Source organism: Actinoplanes sp. TBRC 11911 (assembly GCF_012933445.1).
Lineage (GTDB): Bacteria > Actinomycetota > Actinomycetes > Mycobacteriales > Micromonosporaceae > Actinoplanes.
Genome location: NZ_JABBNC010000007.1, coordinates 268781 through 292200, shown reverse-complemented (window position 1 = coordinate 292200; position 23420 = coordinate 268781). Strand labels below are relative to the sequence as shown.

21 protein-coding genes, 1 tRNA gene, 1 other RNA gene and 1 pseudogene are annotated in these 23420 nt (G+C 68.1%); 17 read left to right on the top strand and 7 right to left on the bottom strand.

Features of this window, described 5'->3' with window-relative positions:
* The first annotated feature begins 612 nt into the window (after positions 1 to 612).
* Both HH310_RS13665 and HH310_RS13660 read left to right on the top strand, forming a co-directional pair.
* On the top strand, positions 613 to 822 hold the full coding sequence (locus HH310_RS13665) for a hypothetical protein (protein WP_169175877.1): 210 nt from the start codon (positions 613 to 615) through the stop codon (positions 820 to 822).
* Positions 823 to 999: 177 nt separating this feature from the next.
* Complete coding sequence (locus tag HH310_RS13660; protein ID WP_169175876.1) at positions 1000 to 1341, top strand: STAS domain-containing protein; 342 nt, start codon at positions 1000 to 1002, stop codon at positions 1339 to 1341.
* Between the two features lie 62 nt (positions 1342 to 1403).
* Here HH310_RS13660 and HH310_RS13655 read toward each other — a convergent pair.
* Positions 1404 to 1491: transfer RNA gene (locus tag HH310_RS13655), tRNA-Ser, on the bottom strand.
* An 81-nt stretch (positions 1492 to 1572) separates the two neighbouring features.
* Here HH310_RS13655 and ffs point away from each other — a divergent pair.
* The 9 genes from ffs (at position 1573) to HH310_RS13610 (ending at position 12758) form a co-directional block, all read left to right on the top strand.
* Positions 1573 to 1667, top strand: an RNA gene (gene ffs / locus HH310_RS13650) — signal recognition particle sRNA small type.
* A 100-nt stretch (positions 1668 to 1767) separates the two neighbouring features.
* Positions 1768 to 5184, top strand: coding sequence for a DNA polymerase III subunit gamma and tau (locus HH310_RS13645; protein ID WP_169175875.1), 3417 nt, complete (start codon positions 1768 to 1770; stop codon positions 5182 to 5184).
* 164 nt (positions 5185 to 5348) lie between these two features.
* Positions 5349 to 5648, top strand: coding sequence for a YbaB/EbfC family nucleoid-associated protein (locus HH310_RS13640; protein WP_248293990.1), 300 nt, complete (start codon positions 5349 to 5351; stop codon positions 5646 to 5648).
* Positions 5649 to 5652: 4 nt separating this feature from the next.
* The gene (gene recR / locus HH310_RS13635) at positions 5653 to 6246 is read left to right on the top strand and encodes a recombination mediator RecR (RefSeq protein ID WP_169175873.1); all 594 of its coding nucleotides are present in this window, start codon (positions 5653 to 5655) and stop codon (positions 6244 to 6246) included.
* A 405-nt stretch (positions 6247 to 6651) separates the two neighbouring features.
* A complete protein-coding gene (locus HH310_RS13630; protein ID WP_169175872.1) occupies positions 6652 to 7659 on the top strand; it encodes an ABC transporter permease in 1008 nt (335 codons plus the stop codon).
* A gap of 72 nt (positions 7660 to 7731) precedes the next feature.
* Positions 7732 to 9516, top strand: coding sequence for an ABC transporter substrate-binding protein (locus tag HH310_RS13625; protein ID WP_312034046.1), 1785 nt, complete (start codon positions 7732 to 7734; stop codon positions 9514 to 9516).
* Positions 9517 to 9647: 131 nt separating this feature from the next.
* Entirely contained in the window at positions 9648 to 10649 is a 1002-nt protein-coding gene (locus tag HH310_RS13620) for an ABC transporter permease (protein ID WP_169175870.1), read from the top strand.
* A 13-nt stretch (positions 10650 to 10662) separates the two neighbouring features.
* Positions 10663 to 11703: an ABC transporter ATP-binding protein gene (locus tag HH310_RS13615; RefSeq protein ID WP_312034045.1), complete on the top strand. Its 1041-nt coding sequence runs from the start codon at positions 10663 to 10665 to the stop codon at positions 11701 to 11703.
* 17 nt (positions 11704 to 11720) lie between these two features.
* The gene (locus tag HH310_RS13610; RefSeq protein ID WP_169175869.1) at positions 11721 to 12758 is read left to right on the top strand and encodes an ABC transporter ATP-binding protein; all 1038 of its coding nucleotides are present in this window, start codon (positions 11721 to 11723) and stop codon (positions 12756 to 12758) included.
* A 651-nt stretch (positions 12759 to 13409) separates the two neighbouring features.
* Here the strand turns inward: HH310_RS13610 and HH310_RS13605 are convergent.
* The 4 genes and pseudogenes from HH310_RS13605 to HH310_RS13590 form a co-directional block, all read right to left on the bottom strand.
* A pseudogene (locus HH310_RS13605) lies at positions 13410 to 13643 on the bottom strand (hypothetical protein); the annotation flags it as partial.
* Between the two features lie 2 nt (positions 13644 to 13645).
* The gene (locus tag HH310_RS13600) at positions 13646 to 14275 is read right to left on the bottom strand and encodes an HNH endonuclease family protein (RefSeq protein WP_169175867.1); all 630 of its coding nucleotides are present in this window, start codon (positions 14273 to 14275) and stop codon (positions 13646 to 13648) included.
* 42 nt (positions 14276 to 14317) lie between these two features.
* On the bottom strand, positions 14318 to 16048 hold the full coding sequence (gene leuA, locus HH310_RS13595) for a 2-isopropylmalate synthase (RefSeq protein ID WP_169175866.1): 1731 nt from the start codon (positions 16046 to 16048) through the stop codon (positions 14318 to 14320).
* Between the two features lie 184 nt (positions 16049 to 16232).
* Positions 16233 to 17012 carry a hypothetical protein gene (locus HH310_RS13590; RefSeq protein WP_169175865.1) on the bottom strand — a complete coding sequence of 260 codons (780 nt, stop codon included), beginning with the start codon at positions 17010 to 17012 and terminating at the stop codon, positions 16233 to 16235.
* A 161-nt stretch (positions 17013 to 17173) separates the two neighbouring features.
* On the opposite strand from HH310_RS13590, the gene HH310_RS13585 reads away from it, so the two are divergent.
* From HH310_RS13585 to cutA, 3 genes are read left to right on the top strand one after another with little or no spacing between them, the layout of a single operon-like run.
* A complete protein-coding gene (locus HH310_RS13585; protein WP_169175864.1) occupies positions 17174 to 18439 on the top strand; it encodes an aspartate kinase in 1266 nt (421 codons plus the stop codon).
* A 3-nt stretch (positions 18440 to 18442) separates the two neighbouring features.
* Complete coding sequence (locus tag HH310_RS13580; RefSeq protein ID WP_169175863.1) at positions 18443 to 19504, top strand: aspartate-semialdehyde dehydrogenase; 1062 nt, start codon at positions 18443 to 18445, stop codon at positions 19502 to 19504.
* The gene (gene cutA / locus HH310_RS13575; protein WP_169175862.1) at positions 19501 to 19824 is read left to right on the top strand and encodes a divalent-cation tolerance protein CutA; all 324 of its coding nucleotides are present in this window, start codon (positions 19501 to 19503) and stop codon (positions 19822 to 19824) included. The genes HH310_RS13580 and cutA overlap by 4 nt, the downstream gene beginning before the upstream one ends.
* On the opposite strand, the gene pyrE is transcribed toward cutA, so the two are convergent.
* A complete protein-coding gene (gene pyrE, locus HH310_RS13570) occupies positions 19821 to 20345 on the bottom strand; it encodes an orotate phosphoribosyltransferase (RefSeq protein ID WP_169175861.1) in 525 nt (174 codons plus the stop codon). The two genes, cutA and pyrE, sit on opposite strands and share 4 nt — an antisense overlap.
* 126 nt (positions 20346 to 20471) lie before the next feature.
* Here pyrE and HH310_RS13565 point away from each other — a divergent pair, with 126 nt between their 5' ends.
* From HH310_RS13565 to HH310_RS13555, 3 genes are all read left to right on the top strand, one after another.
* On the top strand, positions 20472 to 21557 hold the full coding sequence (locus HH310_RS13565; RefSeq protein ID WP_312034044.1) for an FIST N-terminal domain-containing protein: 1086 nt from the start codon (positions 20472 to 20474) through the stop codon (positions 21555 to 21557).
* A gap of 72 nt (positions 21558 to 21629) precedes the next feature.
* Positions 21630 to 21950 (top strand): hypothetical protein, encoded by a 321-nt coding sequence (locus tag HH310_RS13560; protein WP_169175859.1) that lies wholly within the window; start codon positions 21630 to 21632, stop codon positions 21948 to 21950.
* A 67-nt stretch (positions 21951 to 22017) separates the two neighbouring features.
* Positions 22018 to 22317, top strand: coding sequence for a hypothetical protein (locus tag HH310_RS13555; RefSeq protein ID WP_169175858.1), 300 nt, complete (start codon positions 22018 to 22020; stop codon positions 22315 to 22317).
* Between the two features lie 247 nt (positions 22318 to 22564).
* Here the strand turns inward: HH310_RS13555 and HH310_RS13550 are convergent, their stop codons facing one another.
* Positions 22565 to 23068, bottom strand: a complete 504-nt coding sequence (locus HH310_RS13550; RefSeq protein WP_169175857.1) for a hypothetical protein — start codon at positions 23066 to 23068, stop codon at positions 22565 to 22567.
* Positions 23069 to 23420 lie beyond the last annotated feature (352 nt).

Genomic DNA, 23420 nt, shown 5'->3' with positions numbered 1-23420 from the left:
TTGCGCTTCTGCGGCACGTTGTACCCCGTGGCACGTTGCGCTTCTGCGGCACGTTGTACCCCGCGACACCTTGGGCTTCTGCGCACGTTGGCCCCGATGTGCCGTGCTGAGTTCTGGTGGGGGTGGGATTTTTCTGGGGTGCCTGGATGGTCCGGATTTGTCTTTGGTGGCTGCGGCCGCTACTTGATCTGAGGGGCCGGAAAGGCGTTGCGGATCAATCGGGGGCCGAAAGTTACGCAAAGTCGCTGGTTGATCACGTGGAACGCTGTCGATGTGGTGATGGCTATTGGGTGGCGCAATTGACCTGGGGATATCACGCTCTGTGTGTGTAGATCGTCGGGCAGTGGCTCTGAGCTGCGAGTTTGTTGATCAGGCGTTCTCCTAGATCAGAGGGCCTGTGCGTAACGGTTTCGTTTCGGCCTCTCGCGGCTTCGTTCACCATCTGAATGAATCACTGATGGTGATTGTCACGGTACCGCCCAAATAAACCCCTGCCGCGCAAGTCGCCACGCGGAAAACCACCGGATCAGACAATGCGCTTCGACCGGCTGGCGAGAAACTTTCACAAGATTGCCTGGCGCCGATGCGTGTCCTCTGTCCTAGATTTGACACGTGAGAGTTGAGCATCACTGGTGGAATGGCGACATCCGGCTCGCGCGCCGGGACGTCTACATCCGCACCGATGGCGAGCGCTGGGAAGTGGAAGCTCAGATGGGCGGACCGCAGGGCAAGTCAAAGGTGCAGCAATGTCCAGGTCATGCCTCCGCCATGATCCTGGCAGACGCGTGGCGAGGTTCACGCTGGCAGTGGCGCAAGCTTTAAGCGCCAGGAGCCAGGCTGCGCCGCACGCTCCACTTCATCGGCCAGCCAAAACTTTTCGATCGGGCCGGACCCAGCGAGGGTCCGGCCCGATCGCGTTCCGCCGGACCGTTTGTCCGATGACAATTAGTCGACCGGACCTAGCCTGGGTTGCCGTTCCCACCGCCAGGAAGCGAACCCATGCAGGCCACAGTCACCGATCACCGCTCCGACGTCGCCGTACTGCACCTCAAGGGCGAACTCGACGCCGACACGGCCGGCAAACTCCAGTCGGCGCTCACGGACCTGCTGGAACGGCCGGTGCCCCGGATCGTCGTCGACCTCACCGAGCTGAAGTTCTGCGACTCGGTGGGGTTGAGCGCGTTCATCACCTGCAAGCAGGTCATCACGGCCCGCGGCGGGTGGCTGAGTTTCGCCGGGGCGAACCCGTTCCTCGTACGGCTGATGGAGACGGTCGGGCTGAGCCGGTACTTCGCGATCTTCCCCGAAGTGGATGACGCGATCGCTGCCGCGCAGCTCTGAGAGGCGCCGCGGAGGCGTACCGGAAAAAGGCCGGACCTTAAAGGTCCGGCCTTTCGTGTCGATGGCGGAGGATACGAGATTCGAACTCGTGAGGGTGTGAACCCAACACGCTTTCCAAGCGTGCGCCCTAGGCCTCTAGGCGAATCCTCCGTCACAGAGGATACAGAGGCCGTCCCGGTGGTGAACCGGGGAGGGGGCCTTCGCGGCGGGCGGGAACCAGGTACGCTCTGAGGAGCCTCTCGTGCGGCGTGCATCTCGTGAACCTCCCCAGGGCCGGAAGGCAGCAAGGATAAGCGGGCTCTGACGGGTGCACGGGGGGCCCTTTTTGTCTGCTGGCGTCCCGGGCGACACCCCCGCGCGACACAGTTGGTTCTTGTCATACCCCCGACGGACAATGGCGCGGTCGTCAAGGAGGGGCAGGGCAGAGTGGCACTCGCGCTTTACCGCAAGTACCGTCCGCGGACCTTTGCGGAGCTCATCGGCCAGGAGCACGTCACCGAGCCGTTGTCGCAGGCCCTGCGCAGCGGGCGGCTGCACCACGCCTACCTCTTCTCCGGGCCGCGTGGCTGTGGCAAGACGTCGAGCGCGCGCATCCTGGCCCGCTCGCTCAACTGCGAGCAGGGGCCCACGCCCGAGCCGTGTGGGGTCTGTGCGTCGTGCCGCGCGCTGGCGAACGACGGTCCCGGCTCGATCGACGTCATCGAGATCGACGCGGCCAGCCACGGTGGTGTCGACGACGCCCGTGACCTGCGGGAAAAGGCGTTCTTCGCGCCCGCCAGCAGCCGCTACAAGATCTACGTGATCGACGAGGCGCACATGGTCTCGTCGGCCGGCTTCAACGCGCTGCTCAAGCTCGTCGAGGAGCCGCCGGAGTACGTGAAGTTCATCTTCGCGACCACCGAGCCGGAAAAGGTGCTCGGGACGATCAAGTCGCGGACGCACCATTACCCCTTCCGGCTGATTCCGCCCGCGGTCCTGCGGCCCTACCTCCAGCAGCTCACCGAGGCCGAGGGCGTCGCGGTCGAGCCGGCGGTCTTCCCGCTGGTGGTGCGGGCCGGCGGGGGCAGCGCCCGAGACACGCTCTCGGTGCTCGACCAGCTGATCGCCGGCGCCGGACCGGACGGCGTGAGCTATTCGCGGGCGGTCTCACTGCTCGGCGTCACCGACGTGGCCCTGATCGACGAGATGTGCGACGCGCTGGCGGCCGGCGACGGCGCCGCGGCCTATTCGACGATCGACCGGGTTGCCGAGGCCGGTCACGACGCGCGGCGGTTCGCGTCCGACCTGCTCGAACGCTTCCGCGACCTGATCATCCTGCAGCAGGTGCCGGACGCCGTGGCGAAGGGCCTGATCGACGGCCCGGCCGACCAGGTCGAGACGATGAGCGCTCAGGCCACCCGTCTGGGCCCGGCGACGCTGTCCCGATGCGCCGACATCATGCACAACGGCCTGGTCGAGATGCGCGGGACAACCGCACCACGCCTGCTCCTCGAGCTGATCACGGCCCGCATGCTGCTGCCCGGCGCCGACGATTCGAGCGGCGCCCTGCTCCAGCGCCTGGAGCGCATCGAGCGGCGCCTGACGCTGAGCGGCGATTCCCCCGTACGCGTGGAGGCCGAGCCCGCCGTCGCCGCGTCGAACGGTTCGGCCGTGTCCGACGGGGCGGTCGCCGTTGCCGGTGGGCCCGCGGGTGCGGGCGGCGGCGGGTTGTCGGCGGCACGCGCCGCAGCGGCCGCGGCCGGTCGCCGATCCGCTGGGACCGGGGCTGGCGGCGGAGGCACAGCCGGGGCTGCTGGGCGGCGAGCGCCCGCCGCGGCGAGGCCGGCTGCTCCGACGGGTGACTCCGGAGACCAGGTCGAGGGCGACGACGAGCCGGTTCCGGCCGGACAGGCAGAGGGTGGGCCGAGCGACGCGGCCGCGGCTTCCGCGTCTGCGGCTGTTGCGCTGGCCTCCGCTGTGCCCGCGACTGCTGCGTCGGTTGCCGCCTCGCCCGTGTCCGCCTCGCCTTCGCCGAGCGCTGAGCAGATCACCGAGGGTCTGTCTGCCACCGCCGTTTCCGAGCGTGGCACCCGCATCGTTGAGCCGGACGACTATGACGACGAGCCGCCGTGGGACTCCGAGCCGGAGCCGCCAGAGCCGAGCCACGTGGAGCACGCCGGGGTCTCGCCTGAGCCGGCCCGGGCGGAGCCTGCCGGGGTCTCGCCTGTGCCGAGCCGGGTGGAAGCCGTTGGGGCGTCGCCGGAGCTGAGCCGGGTGGAACCGGACGACGCGCCGCGGGAGGCGCGCCGGGTGGAGCCGGCCGGGGTGATGCCGGATGCCCCGGAGGAACCGGCGGCGGCGGCTCTTGAGGACGCGGTTCCCGGGCAGCTCACGGCGGCTGCGGTGCGCGAAGTCTGGCCGGAGATCGTGGCGGCCATCGGGCGGCAGAGTAAGCGGCTGTCCGCGCTGCTCGCCGGTGCCGTGGTGCGCGACTTCGACGGGCGGACCGTGACCCTGACGTTCCGGTACCCGAAGCACGCCGAGATGGTGGCGCCCGCTTCGCCGACGGTGGCCGATGCGCTTTACGAGGCGCTGGGCGGGCGTTGGGAGATCCGCTGCGAGGTGTCCGGCGACGGGGGCGCGACGTCCCCGGCTCCGGCTCCGCGGAACGCCTCGGGCCGAGGGGCGTCGGGCGGCCGCGGAAACGACGCGGGATCCGCCGGCGTCGGACCGGGACGCACGGCGCCGACCGCGCCGGGTGCACAGCAGGCTGCCGCGCCGCGGCCCCCGCAGAGCCGCCGGCGTGAGGCGGATGCCCCCGCGTCGTCCGGCGGCGACGACGACTGGCCGGAACCGGCCAAACCCGGCGGGCTGTCTTCGTCTTCCGACGGCCTCCCAAACGAATCGGCTGACGAGGACTGGCCGGAGGTCCGCGCGATCGGTGAGCCGGCGCCGGCTGATCCCGTCGCGAATGCGGCGGCGGCTGATACCGGCGCGACGGCGTCAGCCGCCAGCCCCGGGACGTCCGCTTCGGTGGCTGGTTCCGGCGCGGCCGGTTCATCGCCCGGTTCCAGCGGCGTGGGCGGGTCAGCGGCGGTCGGTTCCGGCACGGCCGGGTCGGTGGCTGGTCCTGGCGCGACCGGGTCAACGGGTGTGGGCGGGTCGGTGGCTGGTCCTGGCGCGACCGGGCCGACAGGTGTGGGCGGGTCGGTGGCTGGCTCTGGCGTGGACGGTACTCACTTGGCCGGTTCGGGTGCGCGGGCGTCAGCCGGTGATTCTGCCGCGGCCGGCTCGGCTGCCCGTCCTGACGAGAGTGCGTCGGCGGCCGGCGGCAGTGCGCCGGGCTCGGCCGCCGCGGTGGCCAAGCCGCCGCCGGCCGCGCCGCCGCCTCGGGTCGCGCCGCCGGCCCAGCCAGCCCGGGTCGCCTCGTCGCCTCAGATTCCCAGTAGTGGGTTGGCGGCTGCCAGGGCGGCGGCCGCGGCGGCCGGCAACTCCGGGGGCCGCCCGACAGCGACCAACTCTCCGGCGCAGCCAGCAGCGGCGGCCGGTAACTCTGCTGCGCGAGCCGCGGCGGGCGGTAACTCGCCCGCGCGGGGCGCGGCGGCCGGTAACTCGCCCACGCGGGGGGCCGCCGGGGCGAAGGCCGGCAACGCACCCTGGGCGGATGGCGGGCCTGCGGAAGAAGCGCCCTACGACCCGGAGTACGACGGGCCGCCGCCTCGGGGGAGCTTCGAAGGGTTTGACCCGGGGGACGAGCCGCTCGACGACGTGATCGATGAGAAGACCGCCCGGGAGAGCAGTGAGCAGCAGGCGATGCGCTTACTTCAGGACGCGTTCGGCGCGGAGAAGATCGGTGAGGTCTGAGCCCCTCGGCCCGGGGCGCGCCCGGCGCCGGTGGCGTGTGAGGGCGGTGGGGTCAGGGGCGGCTACGCTGGGCGGCGATTACTTTCGCCGGCCGTGGGTTATTGACGGCTGTGACGTCTCTTAGCTTGAGGAGCGGTGTTATGCGCCCCGGTGGCCAGCCGAACATGCAGCAGATCATGAAGCAGGCGCAGAAGATGCAGCAGCAGGTCGCGGAGGCTCAGGCCGAGCTGGCCGCCGCCGAGCTGACCGGCACCGCCGGGGGTGGGCTGGTGAGCGTCGTGGTGACGGGGCTGGGCGAGTTCAAGTCGGTGACGATCGATCCCAAGGCGGTCGACCCGGACGACGTGGAGACCCTCGAGGACCTCCTGCTCGCCGCGATCCACAACGCCGCCGAGGCGCAGCGCGAGCTCACCGAAGCGAAGATGGGCCCGGCCACCGGTGGCCTGACCCTGCCGGGGTTCTGATCCCGTGTACGAAGGCGCCATCCAAGACCTGATCGACGAGCTGGGCCGGCTCCCGGGCGTCGGACCGAAGAGCGCCCAACGGATCGCTTTTCATGTCCTTTCGGCCGACCCCGCGGACGTCAATCGGCTAACCGTCGCCCTGCGCAAGGTCAAGGAGCAGGTGCGCTTTTGTACGACTTGTTTCAACGTGGCCGAGGAAGAGCAGTGCCGGGTCTGCCGCGACCCACGCCGTACGAACGAAGTGCTCTGTGTGGTCGAGGAACCCAAGGACATCGTGGCGATCGAGCGGACCGGGGAGTTCCGTGGCCGCTATCACGTTTTGGGTGGGGCCATTAACCCGCTCGAGGGGGTCGGTCCGGATAACCTCCACATCCGCGAGCTGCTGCTTCGTCTCGGAACGGGCGAGGTAAAGGAGTTGATTCTCGCCACAGATCCAAATACGGAGGGTGAGGCAACCGCCACGTATTTGGCTCTAATGGTCAAGCCGATGGGGATCGCGGTGACCCGGTTGGCCAGCGGTTTGCCGGTCGGTGGTGACTTAGAGTATGCCGATGAGATTACGCTCGGTCGCGCTTTTGAGGGCCGACGTGAAGTCTAGGTCTACATTTCGTAACGGATCGACCACGTTGGGCCACCAATTTCGCCCGTAATCACTGTTTCCAGGACATCGCCCAGGTGGCGCCAGCAAGGCCGGTGGCGCCAGGTCACGGTCACATCACGACGACGACACAGAACCGCCCGTGTACGACCTGTGAACTTGACCTGAGGCACAGTAGTAAGTGAGTGTTCCTTGCGATGACGGCACACCCGTCGTCGAGTGCCCTCGTGGCTCGGTCTCATCTGGCCGCGTTGACGGGGGACGGCACTCGAGGCATGCGATAACCGATCGGTTGCCGTTCGCTGCGTGGGCCATCGTCTCCGGCCAATGGGGTTTTGCTGAACCCTGAACCGGTGGCCGTGGATTCCTCGCCCGATCGGTGGCCGGGGAAGGACCGGCGAGTAGATGTCGCTTGGCCCAGAGGCGTCGATCACTGACGAGACGACGACCCCTACCGCCGACGCGGCCGAGGAGCGAGACCGCGGCGAAAAGGCTATTGCCGGGCGCTCGCTGAAGCAGATCGCTTGGCGCCGCCTGAAGAAAGATAAAGTCGCGCTCGCAGGTGGCATCGTCGTCATCTTCCTGATCGTGGTCGCGATTCTGGCCCCCGTCCTCACCCGGTTGTGGGGACATCCGATCGACGAGTATCACGTCGATCAGATTGATCCGACGCTGAGTACCCCACTGGGGAAGCTCGGCGGAATCAGCCGTCACTTCCTGCTGGGTGTCGAGCCGACCTCGGGTCGCGACATCTTCGGCCGGATCCTGTACGGGGCGCAGACCTCCTTGACGGTCGCGTTCCTGTCCGCCTTCGTTTCGACGGCGATCGGCACGATCTTCGGTCTGGCCGCCGGCTTCCTCGGTGGCTGGGTCGACTCGGTGATCAGCCGCGTCATGGACTTCCTGCTGGCTTTCCCCCAGCTGCTCTTCGCCATCGCCCTGGTCTCGGTGCTGCCCGACACCATCCTCGGACTCGGCGACCGCTGGTCGCGGGTCCTCGTGCTGGTCGGCGTCATCGGGTTCTTCGGCTGGCCGTACATCGGCCGTATCGTGCGCGGACAGACCTTGTCGCTGCGCGAACGGGAGTTCGTGGAGGCGTCTCGCAGCCTCGGCGCCCGCTCGCCGCGCATCCTCTTCCGCGAGCTTTTACCGAACCTGGCCGCACCGATCCTCGTCTACACGACGCTGATCATTCCGACCAACATCCTGACCGAGGCGGCCTTGAGCTTCCTCGGCGTCGGTATCCCGCCGCCGAACCCGTCGTGGGGCGGCATGCTGTCGGACGCGGTGGCCTTCTACTCAATCGACCCCATGTACATGATCATCCCAGGCGGGATGATCTTCATTACCGTGCTTGCCTTCAACCTCTTCGGTGACGGCTTGCGCGACGCGCTGGACCCGAAGGCTCGCTGACGAGCCCGGCGCATTCACTGCATGATTCGCGGACCTGGCAAGTCCGCTGTTCGAGGAGGTAGGAGAAAACAGGTGGCAACAAAGACAAGGGTGCTGGCGGCGACAGGCGTCGCCCTGGCACTGGGCTTAACCAGCGCCGCGTGCGGCGGTGGGGGAGACGACAACAGTGGTGGCGGCTCGACAAGCGGCAAGTCCGAGTTCAACGCCGCGGCCACGAGCGTCGTAAACCCCAGCACGCAAAAGGGCGGCACCCTGAACCTCTGGGGGTCGCAGGACGTCGACTCGCTGGACCCGGTTCGTGGGTACTACGCGTTCGTCTGGAACCTGAACCGTCTCTACACCCGCAAGCTGGTCGACTACGCGCCGGCGCCGGGCAAGGACGGCCTCAAGCTGGTTCCGGACCTCGCGGCCTCGGAGCCGGAGATCAGCGCGGACGGGACGAGCTACACGTTCAAGCTGCGTGACGGCCTCAAGTTCGACGACGGCACGCCGATCACGTCCAAGGACATCAAGTACGGCATCGAGCGGGTCTGGGCGCAGGACACGGTCCCCGGCGGCCCGTACTACCTGCCGAACCTGCTGGACCAGGGGCAGAACTACCCCGGCCCGTACAAGGACAAGGACCCGAACAAGCTGGGCTTGAAGTCGGTGCAGACGCCGGACGACAAGACCATCAGCTTCAAGCTGCAGAAGCCCGACTCGGACTTCCTGTACCTGCTGGCGATGCCGGGCTCCGGCCCGGTGCCGCAGAAGCGGGACACCGGCGCCCAGTACGGTTCGTTCCCGGCGTCCTCGGGTCCGTACATGTTCGCGGACAAGTCGGCGCTGCAGCCCGGTAAGAGCTACACGTGGACCCGGAACCCGAACTGGGACCCGGCCACCGACCCGATCCGCAAGGCTCTGCCGGACAAGATCACGCTGACCATCACCACCAACGCGGACGACCTGGACAACCGTCTCCTGGCCCGCACCGCGGACCTCGACGTCGGCCAGACCGGTGTGCAGGCCGGCGCGCGGACCAAGCTGCTCAGCGACCCGAGCCTGAAGGCGTACTCGGATGCCACGTACACCGGCTTCCTCCGCTTCGCGTCGCTGGTGGCCGGCGTGCCGCCGATGGACAACATCGACTGCCGCAAGGCCGTGATCTACGCCGCTGACCCGACCACGATCCAGGCTGCCCGTGGTGGCCCGTTCGCGGCCGGCGACATCGGCACCAACCTGCTGCCGCCGAACATCGCGGGTTCGGACCAGAACTACGACCCGTTCAACCGCAAGCAGGGCAAGGCGCAGCCGGACCTGGCGAAGCAGGAGCTGGCCAAGTGTGGCAAGCCGAACGGCTTCGACATGAAGATCGCGGTCCGGAACAACCGTCCCGCCGAGGTCAAGACCGCTGAGGCGCTGCAGGCGGCGCTCAAGGCCGTCGGCATCAACGCGTCGATCGACCAGTACGACGGCGCGCAGGACTCGTCGCTCGGTGGCTCGCCCTCGGTCGTGAAGCAGAAGGGCTGGGGCGCCATCATCACCGGTTGGGGTGCTGACTACCCGACCGGCGCCGGTTACCTGAAGCCGCTGGCGGATGGTCGATTCATCGTGAAGAACGGTAACTTCAACCGCGCCGAAATCAACGACCCGACGATCAACGGGCTGTTCGACCAGGCAACGGCGGAGACCGATCCGGCCAAGGCGGCCGACATCTACGCCCAGATCAACCACAAGGTCATGGAGGGCGCGTACGTTCTGCCCTTCACGGTCGACAAGGCGCTCAACCCGCGTAACCCGCGGCTGACGAACGCCTACATCCATGACGCCTTCGGGATGCTGGACTTCCAGGCTCTCGGCGTCAGCGACGGCAAGTAATTCGAATTAGGTGAGCAAGTCCCGGTAAGCAACGGGTTTTTGAAGGGTTGGTGAAGGCCGCCCCCGGAAGGGCGGGCATCGGATCCTCATGGTCGAGGTTCTGATGCCCGCCTCTCCTTAGGCCGAACGTCGTGCTGGCTTACATCATCCGCCGCGTGATCAATTCGATCATTACGCTGCTCGTGGTCACGGCGGTGACCTTCGCGATCTTCTTCATGGTGCCCAAGCTCACCGGAAGCGATCCCGCGCTCCTCTACATCGGCAAGAACTCGGACCCGGCATCGGTCCAGGGCATTCGCATCAAGCTCGGCTTGAACGACCCGATCCCGGTGCAGTACGGCAAGTTCCTCAAGGGCCTGGTGGCCGGCCGGGACTACGTGAACGGGAACGACATCACGCACTGCCCGGCGCCCTGCCTCGGGTACTCGTTCAAGACCGACCAGGAGGTCACGCCGCTACTGGTCGGCGACCTCTCGGTCACGCTCTCGCTGGCGGTGGGAGCGGCGATCCTCTGGGTCTTGATGGGTGTAGCGATCGGCGTCCTGTCCGCTCTCCGAAGAGGGAGTTTCGCGGATAGAGGCGCGATGACAGTGGCATTGGCCGGAGTCTCGCTACCTGTCTACTTCACCGGCCTGCTCGCCTCCGCCATCTTCATCCGATGGCTGGGCTGGCTGCCGGAAAGTAATTACGTACCACTGACACAAAATCCGGGGGACTGGTTCGTCTCGCTGATCCTGCCGTGGGTCACGCTGGCGTTCCTGTTCGCCGCCACGTACGCCCGGCTGACCCGGGCGAACATGCTGGAGACCCTGGGCGAGGACTACATCCGTACCGCCCGGGCGAAGGGTCTGCGGGAGAGATCGGTCATCGGCAAGCACGCACTGCGGTCCGGCCTGACCCCGATCGTCACGATCTTCGGTCTGGACCTGGGTGCGCTGCTCGGCGGCGCGATCCTGACCGAGAACGTCTTCAACCTGCGTGGCCTTGGTTACCAGGCACTCACCGCGATCCGTGGCAACGATCTGCCGGTTATCTTGGGTGTCACGCTGATCGCGGCGTTCTTCATCGTCGCCGCGAACTTCGTCGTCGACCTGGTGTACGGCGTCATCGATCCGCGCGTGCGGCTGGCCTGAGAGGAAGAGTCACGTGTCCATCGGCACCCCGGCCTCACGACCGTTCCTCGAAGTGAAGGATCTGACGATCCGGTTCGAGACCGACGACGGCATCGTCCAGGCGGTCACCGAGTCCTCGTTCACGCTGGAGAAGGGCAAGACCCTCGGCATCGTGGGCGAGTCCGGCTCCGGCAAGAGCGTCACCTCGCTCGGCATCCTCGGCCTGCACCGCACCCGGAGCAACGCCAAGGTCAGCGGCGAGATCTGGCTGGAAGACCAGGAACTCGTCACCGCGACGGACGAGGACGTCCGCAAGCTGCGCGGCGGCAAGATGTCGATGATCTTCCAGGATCCGCTGAGCGCCATGCACCCGTACTTCACGGTCGGTTCGCAGATCGTCGAGGCGTACCGCGTGCACCACCCCGGTGTGAACAAGAAGGTCGCCCGGGAACGGGCGATCGACATGCTCGCCCGGGTCGGCATCCCGCAGCCGGAGCGGCGCTTCAACGACTACGCCCACCAGTTCTCCGGTGGTATGCGGCAGCGCGCGATGATCGCCATGGCGCTGGTCAACGACCCGGCGCTGCTCATCGCGGACGAGCCGACCACGGCGCTGGACGTCACCGTGCAGGCGCAGATCCTCGACCTGATCCGGGACCTGCAGGAGGAGTTCGGCTCCGCGGTCATCATGATCACCCATGACCTGGGCGTGGTGGCCGAGCTGGCCGACGACGTCCTGGTCATGTACGGCGGCAAGATCATTGAGAAGGGTCCCGCCGTCGACCTGTTCCAGGCGCCCGAACACCCGTACACCTGGGGTCTGCTGGGCTCGATGCCGCGCCTCGACCGTGAGGTGCGCGATCGCCTGAACCCGGTCAAGGGCTCACCGCCGAGCCTGATCAACCTGCCGAGCGGGTGCTCCTTCCACCCGCGTTGCCCGTTCGCGGAGCGCAACGGCGACAGGTGCTTCACCGAGATCCCCTTGCTTGGCGGGCCCCGGCACCCGGTTGCCTGCCACCTGCCGGAAGACGACCGTCCGCGGATCTTCCAGCAGGAAGTGCGACCCAACCTGTGAGCGGAAGTGACGGAAAGATGAGCGAGAACCTGCTCGAGGCGACCGGGGTGGAGAAGCACTTCCCGATCACGAAGGGCCTGTTCAAGCGGCAGATCGGCGCGGTGCGCGCGGTCGACGGCATCGACTTGAGCATCCGCACCGGCGAGACCCTGGGTCTGGTCGGTGAGTCCGGCTCCGGCAAGTCGACGGCCGGCCGCCTGTTCACCCGGATTCTGGAACCGACCGCCGGCACGATCACCTTCGAGGGCGAGGACATCTCGCACAAGTCGGTGACGCAGATGCGCCCGCTGCGCCGCGATGTCCAGATGATCTTCCAGGACCCGTACTCGTCGCTGAACCCGCGGCACACGGTCGGCGCGATCATCTCGGCGCCGCTGCAGATCCAGAACATCCCGACCCCGAACGGCGTCAAGAAGGCCGTTCAGGATCTGCTGGCGCTGGTGGGCCTGAACCCGGAGCACTACAACCGGTACCCGCACGAGTTCTCCGGCGGTCAGCGCCAGCGCATCGGGATCGCCCGGGCGCTCGCGCTGCGACCCAAGCTGATCATCGCCGACGAGCCGGTCTCCGCGCTCGACGTGTCGATCCAGGCGCAGGTCGTGAACCTCATGGAGGACCTGCAGCGCGAGTTCAACCTGACGTACCTGTTCATCGCGCACGACCTGTCCGTGGTGCGGCACATCTCGGACCGGGTCGCGGTCATGTACCTCGGCAAGATCGTCGAGGTGGCCGACCGGGACGACCTCTACAAGAACCCGCGTCACCCGTACACGGTGGCCTTGATGTCGGCAGTGCCGGTGCCCGACCCGGTGCGCCGGGACCGTGCCCAGCGTGAGCGGGTGCTGCTCACCGGTGACGTGCCGAGCCCGATCAACCCGCCGTCCGGTTGCCGGTTCCGCACCCGTTGCTGGAAGGCTCAGGAGATCTGCGCGACCGAAGAGCCGCCTCTGATCACCCGGCTGGACGACCCCGAGTCGCACCTGACGGCCTGCCACTTCCCGGTGGTGAACGACGAGACCGTCGCTGGTCGCCGCCCGGCCGCCACTCCCGCCTGATTTCCCGTACGCCTCGACTGCCGTCCCGCCGTGATCAGGGTGGGGCGGCGGCGGCGTTTTGGGGCGGACTGGTAACGCGGGTTGGCGCTGGTTGCACGGCCGGGCGTTTGAACCGGCAACGCGGGCCGGCACCGGTTACGCCGCTGGGCGGGCAAGTCGACAACGCCGTGTGCCGTTCGCGGCGCAAAGCCGGGTTCAACCTACGCTCTAATGTCGCTATAGTGGCTTTTGTAACCTTCGGCCTGGCCGATCTCGATGCCGGCCGCCCAATTTTCGAGACCTTGGAGAGTTAGGGCTCGAATATGGGCGTAAGTATCAAGGTCTCGAACCTGGGCGTCTTCTCGTCCTATGAAATGCTACCAATAGGGGCAAAACGTCCGTCCTGTTCGGACGATCGCTCACCATGTGGCCTTCGCTGACTGCATGGTGAGACATCGGCCAAAGTCGCGAAGCAGCACGCGCGGCGGCACATGTCAGCCATCCGGATTTCGCGAAATCAGCGCTGTAGGACCCGGCCCACCCCCACCCGGTTCTGGGTGGGGCCGAGTTGAGCACGGGGGTGTGACATTTTTGCGGGTTCGTCCACACGGGGCCGCATCGGCTGCGGCGCGGCGGGCGCAAGGACCAGGCGGCGCGCAGCGAACGGGAGCGCTAACCCTCCGGGCGGTTCAGGATGCCCAGGACGATCTGGTGTACGGCGGTGACGTCGCCAGCATCCCGCAATGCCGCCCGGCCGCCGGTCAGCGCGTACCACTCGGCGGCGTCCTTGTACTGAACGTGCAGCGTGACCTGGCCCGAGGCGTACTCGGAACGCAGTGTCAGATCGCCGGTGACGACGCCGACCTCGTCGGTCATCACCCCGCCCGGCCCCGCGGTGAAGTCGCTGATCATGTGCAGGCTCCCAGCATGTCGGAGAGTGCGGATTTCTCGGCGGTCGTGACGGTGAGCTTCCAGTGCGCCTTGACCGCGATCCAGTCCTCCGCATACTCGCACCAACTGGCCTTCGCCGGGGGCTTCCAGGTAGATGGGTCCTGATCGCCCTTCGACCGGTTGGAGCCGGCCGACACCGCCACGAGCTGCGGATCGTCGAGGTCGTTGGCGAAGTCGGAGCGCTTGTCGGTGGTCCACGCGGCGGCGCCGGACCGCCAGGCGTTGGCCAGCGGCACCATGTGGTCGATGTCGACCTTCGTCGGGGAGTCGAGCACCTTGCCGTCGTAGATGCTCTTCCATGTCCCGGCGACCACATTGCACCCGGACAGCTTCACCTTCGTGCCGTCCCGCTTGAGCACCGAGTCGCGGACGTCGCAATTCTCGCCGGTGCTGCGCCAATGCGGGAACTTCTCGCGGGTGTAGCCCTTCATGGACCCGGCCTTGGCCACCTGGAGACTGTCCAGCTGGGATTCCACCGAGGAACCGTCGCCCGGCGCGGGCGGCCCGGTGGCGATCGGGACCTGCTGGCAGGCGGTCAGCGTGAGGACGGCGGCGAGGAGCGGTGCGGCAAATCGGGGGAGGGGCACGCCTTCAGGGTAGGGCCGGCGTGCCCACTCCGCCCGTCGAGCTCAGCGCGCCCGGTTGATGGCGCTGGTCACTGCCTTGATGGAAGCGCTGACGATGTTCGCGTCGACGCCGACACCCCAGACCGTGATGTCTCCAACCTCGACTTCCACGTACGCCGCGGCCTGCGCGTCACCGCCGGAGGTCAGCGCGTGCTCCTGATAGTCCAGCACCCGCGCGTTGATCCCCAGTGGCTCGACGGCCTGCACGAACGCGTCGATCGGGCCGGTACCGACGCCGACCAGCGGACGGCGTACGCCCCGGTGGAAGATCTCGACGTCGATCTCCACCTTTCCGTCCACGGTGGCCGTGCTGTACGCCTCCACCTTGAAGGCCGTGGACATCTGGTGCTCCACCAGGTATTCGCCCGCGAAGATGTCCCACATCTCTTGCGGCGAGACCTCGCCGCCCTCTTCGTCAGTGTGGTGCTGCACCACGCCGGAGAACTCGATCTGCAGCCGGCGCGGCAGGTCGAGCTTGTGCTCCTCCTTCATGATGTACGCCACGCCGCCCTTGCCGGACTGCGAGTTGACCCGGATCACGGCCTCGTAGCTGCGGCCCAGGTCCTTCGGGTCGATCGGCAGGTACGGCACGCCCCAGGCGAACTTGTCGATCTCGACACCGGCGGCGTCCGCGTCGGCCTGCAGCGCGGCGAAGCCCTTCTTGATCGCGTCCTGGTGGGAGCCGGAGAAGGCGGTGTAGACCAGATCGCCCACGTACGGGTGACGCTCATGCACGGGCAGCTGGTTGCAGTACTCGACGGTCCGCTTGACCTCGTCGATGTCGGAGAAGTCGATCATCGGGTCGATGCCCTGCGAGAACAGGTTCATCCCGAGCGTGACCAGGTCGACGTTGCCGGTGCGCTCGCCGTTGCCGAACAGGCAGCCCTCGACCCGGTCGGCGCCGGCCAGCACGCCTAACTCGGCGGCCCCGACGGCGGTGCCCCGGTCGTTGTGCGGGTGCAGCGACAGCACCACGGAGTCGCGCCTAGGCAGATTGCGGTGCATCCACTCGATCGAGTCGGCGTACACGTTGGGGGTGGCCATCTCGACCGTCGCCGGCAGGTTGATGATCAGCGGCCGGTCCGGCGTCGGGTCGATGACGTCGATGACCGCCGAGCAGACCTCGAGCGCGTAGTCCAGCTCGGTTCCCGTGTACGACTCCGGCGAGTACTCGTAGAAGATCTGCGTGTCCGGGGTGTGGATCTCCGCGTACTTCTGGCAGAGCCGGGCCCCGCTGGTCGCGATGTCGGTGATGCCGTCCTTGTCCAGGCCGAACACGACCCGCCGCTGCAGCGTGGACGTCGAGTTGTAGAAGTGCACGATGGCGCGTTTGGCGCCGCGGATCGACTGGAACGTGCGGTCGATCAGGTGCTCCCGGCACTGGGTCAGCACCTGGATCGTCACGTCGTCGGGGATCAGATCGTGCTCGATGAGCTGGCGGATGAAGTCGAAGTCGGTCTGCGAGGCGGACGGGAAGCCGACCTCGATCTCCTTGTAGCCCATCTGCACCAGCAGCATGAACATGCGTTTCTTGCGCTCGGGCGACATCGGATCGATTAACGCCTGGTTGCCGTCGCGCAGGTCGACCGCACACCACCGAGGCGCTTTTTCGGTACGCCTCGCGGGCCATTGACGATCCGGCAGGTCGACCGGGAACTGCTGCTGATAGGGCGTGTAGCGCTGGAACGGCATGGCGCTCGGGCGCTGGCTTTCAAACGGGTTGACGCTAGACATGGGGAACTGCTCCAAGAATGACGAGGCGAAGAGGCGGCGCGCGTCAACTCCGCGACGAGGTGCCGGCCTGGGATGGGGCCTCGTCGCGGCAGCGAAGAAGGAGTACCTGCCACATGTCGGAATCACCCTACGTGATGCAACTGATCTCAGTCACTTTACGCCCGGATCGTGGGACCGCTGCAGCTCAGGCGGGTGACGGGGCGCCGGATCCCGCGCCGGTCGGTGCCGACGGCGGCTCGGGGCTCGCGGTCTCCATCGGGGCCTCGTCCACGACCTGGCCGGGCAACCCCACCGTCTTCGGCCCGGCCACCTGGTTGACCAGCTTCAGCACGCCGAACCCGACCCGGACCCCGGTCAGCACGCCGTCCGCGGCATAGCAGTAGATGCCGACGTCGACCGGGGCGTCCAGCGCCGCCGAGATCGAGTCGATCGAGTAGCAGTCGCCCTTGACCCCGGCCAGCGGCGCCACCTCGGTGACCGCGATGGCGGCCTGCCGATCGGTGAACACGTTCAGCGCGGGCTGAAAGAGCCGCTCGACGCTGGGGTCGTACTTCGCCGGCACCGGTTTGCCCGGGTTTGCCACCCGGACGCAGGCCGGCGTGATCGGGTTCGCCGCGGTTGCGACAGTGCACTGGTAGACGCCGGCCGGGGTGGAGACGATCGACTCGTCGGTGGTGCCGCCGAACGCGCCCTTGGCCACGTCCACCCGCCAGGTGCCGTCCGCGGCGATGGTGGCCACCACGTCACGCGGCGTGCCGGTGCCGTCATCCAGCGAATACAGCGCCGCGTACGACTTGTCCTGGGCTAGCGCGGCACGGGCCACCAGGTCGTTGCGGGCGTTGTCGTCGACCGCCGGTGGCGGGGCGGCGCTCGGTGAAGGTGCCGGCTGCGCCGCGTCGTCGCCGCACGCCGCGAGACCGCCGAGCAGCAGCAGGGCGGTCGCGATCACGAAGTGGGGACGCACCGAGACATTCTCGCCTCCTTCGGCCACAACGCCCGGTTCCGACGCGCTTGCGACGCCGGGCGTGTCGGAAAACCGGAATCTGGGATCGGCTGTCGGAGGGCGTTGCGTACGCGGCTAATGTGGTTCCGATTGTCCTGCCTCAGTAAGGATGGGTTTTCGCCGTGGCACTGGTGGTGCAGAAGTACGGTGGTTCGTCCGTCGCGACCGCCGAACGCATCAAGCGGGTCGCCGAGCGCATCGTCGCCGCTCGCAAGGCCGGGGACGACGTGGTCGTGGTGGTCTCCGCGATGGGCGACACGACCGATGAGCTGCTCGACCTGGCCAACCAGGTGAGCCCGTTGCCGCCCGGCCGCGAGCTGGACATGCTGCTGACCGCCGGCGAGCGCATCTCGATGGCGCTGCTCGCGATGGCGATCCACAACCTGGGGTACGAAGCACGGTCGTACACGGGATCGCAGGCCGGCGTGCTCACCACCTCGGTGCACGGTCGCGCCCGCATCATCGACGTGACCCCGGGCCGGCTGCGTTCCGCGCTGGACGAGGGCGCGATCGCGATCGTGGCCGGTTTCCAGGGCGTCTCGCAGGACACCAAGGACATCACCACGCTGGGCCGGGGCGGATCGGACACCACCGCGGTGGCGCTGGCGGCCGCGCTGCACGCCGACGTCTGCGAGATCTACACCGACGTGGACGGCGTCTTCACCGCCGACCCGCGGATCGTGCCGGACGCCCAGCACATCAAGAAGATCACGTACGAGGAGATGTTGGAGCTCGCCGCCGGCGGGGCGAAGGTGCTGATGTTGCGATGTGTGGAGTATGCGCGCCGCTTCGGGGTGCCGATCCACGTACGCTCGTCCTATTCACAGAAGCCAGGCACGCTGGTCACCGGATCGATGGAGGACCTTTCCGTGGAACAAGCGCTGATCACCGGGGTCGCTCACGACCGGAGCGAAGCCAAGATCACGATCGTCGGGGTCCCCGACGAGCCGGGCGCCGCGGGCAAGATCTTCAACACGGTCGCCACCGCCGAGATCAACATCGACATGATCGTGCAGAACGTGTCGACCGAGGGCACCGGCCGCACCGACATCTCCTTCACCTTGCCGAAGTCCGACGGCGCCACCGCGATGGCCGCCCTCGACAAGATCAAGGATCAGATCAAGTTCAAGAGCCTGCTCTTCGACGACCACGTCGGCAAGGTGTCGCTGATCGGCGCCGGCATGCGCTCGCACCCGGGGGTCGCCGCGTCCTTCTTCGCCTGCATCGGCGAGGCCGGCGTCAACATCGAGATGATCTCCACGTCCGAGATCCGGGTCTCGGTGGTCTGCCGCGACAGCGACCTCGACACCGCGGTCCGGGCGGTGCACGACCAGTTCGAGCTGGGTGGCGGCGAGCAGGCCGTGGTGTACGCGGGCACCGGCCGGTAACACATGGCCGAGCCCACGCTCGCCGTCGTCGGAGCCACCGGCTCCGTCGGCACCGTCATGCTCGAGCTGCTCTCGTCCCGGCGCAACGTCTGGGGCGAGATCCGGCTGATCGCCTCCGCGCGCTCGGCCGGCAAGCGGCTGAGCTGCCGGGGCGAGCAGCTCACCGTCCAGGAGATCACGCCGGAAGCGTTCGACGGCGTGGACGTGGCCATGTTCGACGTGCCCGACGACGTCTCGCTGGAGTGGGCGCCGGTCGCCACCGCGCACGGCGCCACCGTGGTGGACAATTCGGCCGCGTTCCGGATGGAGCCGGACGTGCCGCTGGTGGTGCCCGAGGTCAACCCGTCGGTGCTGAAGCACCGCCCGCGCGACATCGTCTCCAACGCCAACTGCACCACGATGGCGATGATCATGGCGATCGCGCCGCTGCACCACGAGTACGGGCTGCGCGAACTGGTCCTCGCGTCCTACCAGTCGGCCTCCGGCGCCGGTCAGCTGGGCGTGGACACGCTGCACGACCAGCTCACCAAGGTGGCCGGCGACCGGCTGCTCGGCTCCCGGCCCGGTAATGTGCGGCAGGCCGTCGGCGACGATCTCGGCCCGTTCAGCGCGCCGCTTGCCCTCAACGTGGTGCCCTGGTCCGGTGACCTGGAGCCGCTCGGCTGGTCCTCCGAAGAGCTCAAACTGCGCAACGAATCCCGCAAGATCCTCGGCCTTCCGGCGCTCAAGGTCTCCGCCACCTGCGTACGCGTCCCGGTCGTGACCGGCCACTCCATCGCCGTGCACGCGGTGTTCGGCTCCGAGGTGGACGCCGAGGGCGCCCGTCAGGTGCTGCGCAACGCGCCCGGGGTGATCCTGGTCGACGACCCGGAGTCGGGCGAGTTCCCGATGCCGATCGACGCGGTCGGCACCGATCCGTCCTGGGTGGGCCGCATCCGCCGGGCCATGGACGACCCGCGGGCGCTCGACCTGTTCGTCACCGGCGACAACCGGCGCAAGGGCGCCGCGCTGAACACGGTGCAGATCGCCGAGCTGATCGCGGCCGAGGGCTTGCCGGGCCGATGAGCGACACCGGCATCTGCGAATTGGTGATTACTGCGGGTGACCCGGAGTGGCTCGCCGAGTTCACCCGCCGCCTGGTCGAGGACCGGCTCGCCGCGTGCGGTCAGGAGATCGCGACGATCCGCTCGATCTACCGCTGGGACGGCGGTGTGCAGGACGATCCCGAGGCGCGGGTCGCCCTGCACACCCGACTGTCCCTGGTCGACCGGATCATCGAGCGGGCCAACGCCGAGCACGCGTACGAGGTGCCGTGCGTGATCGCTCTGCCGATCTTGGCAGGCAATCCGGCGTACGTGGAATGGGTGCTTGACCAAACCGCCTAGGCTGCCGCGTCGAGGTCGGCGCGCGTCAGCAGCGCCCGCAGCGTGATGCCCTCGGCGGCCAGCGCCTGGGCGCCGCCCTCCTGGCGGTCGATCACGCAGAGCGCGTGGTCCACGTGAGCACCCAGATTGCGCAGCTCGCCGGTGGAGATGACCACCTGGCCGCCCGAGGTGACCACGTCCTCGATCACCAGCACCCGCCGGCCGGCCACCTCGGCGCCCTCGGCCAGACGCGCGGTGCCGTACTGCTTGGCCTGCTTGCGGACGAACGCGGTGGGCAGCTTGGCGTGCCGGGCCAGCGCGGTCACCACCGCGATGCCGCCCATCTCCAGACCGGCCAGCACCTCGGTGCCCTCCGGGATCAGCACGGCCATCTGCTCGGCGAGCTGGTCGAGCAGCTCCGGGTCCGCCTCGAACTGGTACTTGTCGAAGTATTCGTTGGCGATCCGGCCGGAACGCAGGACGAACTCGCCGGTCAGGCGGCTCACGGCGCGGACCTGCCGCGCGAGGTCAGAGTCTGTCACAAGAAGCAAGCCTGACAGGCGCTGTTCGCGCACCCGACGGCACCCTCTCAGCAACCGGCTCACCATGCCGATCAGAGGATCATGCAGACCAACCCGCACCGATGGTTCGGCGGAGGTCGCAGCCGCGTGCCGGACTCCGCGAAGGCGGGTGCCGAGGCCGCGGCGGAGGCGATCGGCGGCCGTACGCCCAAGGCGGTCTTCGTGTTCTGCTCGGTGGCCCACGACCTTCCGGTGCTGCTCGCGGCCGTGCGCGCCGAGGCCGGCCGGGACGCGGTCATCGTCGGCACCACCACGATCGGTGAGCTGGCCGGCGACGGAGCCGGTGACGGCGGGGTGGTCATCTCGGCGCTCGGCGGGGACGGCTTCACCGTGCAGGCGCGCGCGGCCCACGTCGATCCGCACGATCCGCGCGCCGCCGGGGCCGCGGCAGCTTCCGCGCTGCACGGGATGCATGACGACAACCGGGTGCTGATCCTGCTCTGCGACGGGCTCGCGCCACGGCCGCACGAGATCGTTCGGGGCGCGTCCTCGTCGGTGGGAGCGACGATTCCGCTGGTCGGCGGCCTGAGCGGGGATGACCGCCAATTTGCGGAGACGTTTCAGTTCTACGGCGACGAGGTGCTCACCGGGTCGGTCGTGGGGGTCGCGCTCGGCTCGGACGGGCCGATCGGTGTGGGGGTCGCGCACGGCTGGAGTCGCGTCGAGCCCCCGATGACGGTTACCCGGGGCGAGGGTACGCACATCTACGAGCTGGACGGTGAACCGGCGCTCGACGTCCTGCGGCGGCGCTTCGACGGGCGGCTTCCGCCGTTGGGGCTGCCCCGGCGCGGCGGTGCGGACATCCGGGTGATCCACGCCGGGTCCGACGAGGAACGTTCGGTGTGGGGCACGGCGGACCTCCCGCAGGGGGCGGTGGTCTGGCCGATGGAGGCGGATCGGCCGGCGCTGCTGGCCGGCGCGTCTTCGTCGTGCATGGAGGCGGTGTCCCAGCTCGACGGGCTTCCCCCGCTCGGGGCGATTCTGTTCGACTGCGGAGGACGGCGGGCCGGGCTTGCTAAGGACGGCGGCGACCTCGATGACGAGATCGCGGTGATCCGGGAGGCGCTGGACGATGCGCCGTTCGTCGGTCTCTATACGCTCGGCGAGATCGCTCGGGTTCGGGGGGCACTGGGGATGCACGCGCTCACGCTGGTGACGCTCGCCCTGGCGTGATCGCCTGGTCGACCCGGCCCGGGCTCGGTCGTTCCGGTGCGGTTGGCGTCCCGACCCGCCGGCGCATGGGTGGTGTCGCCGGTCGACTTCGTGCCGGTCGCCGAGGAATTCGGTCTGATCGTCGACATCGGGCAGTGGATGCTTGCCGGTATCCCCCGTCGGCTCGGCGTTCAGCTGTCCATTGAGAATTTCGGCTTTCGTTCTCATTTCGCATTGGCGAAGACCATCGTGGAGCTGGCGCAGATCTTCGGGATGCGGGGGGATCGAGAACGCACAGCTCGCCGCGCTCGGCCCCCTTCTACTGGCCGCTCGACCCGTCGTCGGTGCTGGATTGGCTCGGGCCGGCCGGAGTGCGCTGAGCGTCACCCGAACGCGTACTTGATGCCGGTCTGACTTTATGACGGCGTGTCCGACGGTACTTTTTGGATGATGTGAACATATTGCTCGGAAGGAACTTTCCGTGACACCCTTCGCCTTGTTTTTCCTGCTTGCCCTGGCCGGGTCGACGTGTTTCGCGTTAGGTCGCGCTCTCGGCCGTGGTGAACGCTATGAGAAGGGCTATCGAGAGGGTTTCCGGGACGGTGAAACCGGATCCCTGGCCCGGGCCGCGCGGTTGATCCAGCTCAATGATCGCCCAGCGGCGGCGCCGTCGGTGGAGACCATGCTCGGGCCCTATTCGGTGCCGCAGCAGCAGTTGCCCGTGCGTAGTGCCGGGCCGACGGTTACCGCGGTGCCGGTGCGGCCGCAGCTCGCGCTCTGATACTCCTCAGATCTTCGCGCTCGGCCTCCGGCTGAAAAGGTCGCGTAGGGAGCCCGGCATGCTGTTAGCGTACTAAGTGGATGGTCTGGATGCAGCCGCTCGCTCGCGCCTGTGGATAACCCGGAAAATTTGTCAGACCCACCCGCTTGACTCGACCCCACCCAGGACCGGGGTGGGGTAGCAGTAGCGGTTGGCGGGCTGATCCCTCCTTATTGGAGGGACCAGCCTGGAAAGGGTTGATGGCCGCTTAGAGCAGCGCGTAGGCCAGGACGTTGAGGGCCAGGATTCCCAGGGCGTAGACGGTGGCGACGATGCCCAGGATCAGGGCCAGCTTGGCGAGGCGTTCGCGGCGTCGCAGGCCGATGGAGGCGCAGACCACGGCGCCGGCGGCGGGGACCAGTGGGCTCACGAAGAAGCTGATGGCTACGGCGAAGGCCGCCAGGACGATGGCGACGACGCTGAGGACGCTGGCGGCCGGGACCGCTGAGGTTTGGTCGGGGAAATACGGAAGGCCGTAGGGGGATGGCGCGCCGTATGCCCCTGGGGCGTAGGGCGCTGTGTATTGCGGTGCGGGTGCGGTGGGGAACTGCTGAGCGGTGGCCGGTGGGGCGTATTGCGGTGGTGGGGCTGCGTATTGGCCCGTCGTGGCATCGGTGGGTGCAACGGGTGCGGTGGCGTAGTGGCCGGGCATCCGGGCGGTGGGTGTGACGGGTGAGGCGATGTGCTCGCCGCCCTGGGGGGTGTATGGCACCTGGGCGGAGGCGGAAATGCTTGCGCTGTACGGGGCTGCCACGGGAGCTGTGGCTGCGAGGGGGGCGGTGCTGTACGGGGCTGCCACGGGTGCCGTGGCTGCGAGGGGGGCGGTGCTGTACGGGGCTGCCACTGGAGCTGTGGCTGCGAAGGGGGCGGCGCCGTAGTGCGGGGCGGCGGGTGGGGCTGCCACGGAGGCCGCGGACGGGATGGGGACGGTGTCCTCGTTGCTGCCTGGCGCGTAGACGGGGGCGTTTGTCGCGGGCAGGGTGGCGCTGTACTCGGAGACCAGATGCGGGTCGGCTGGGGTTGGTGGGGCGAACGTCGGTAGCTGCTCAAGCGGTGCGTCGGGG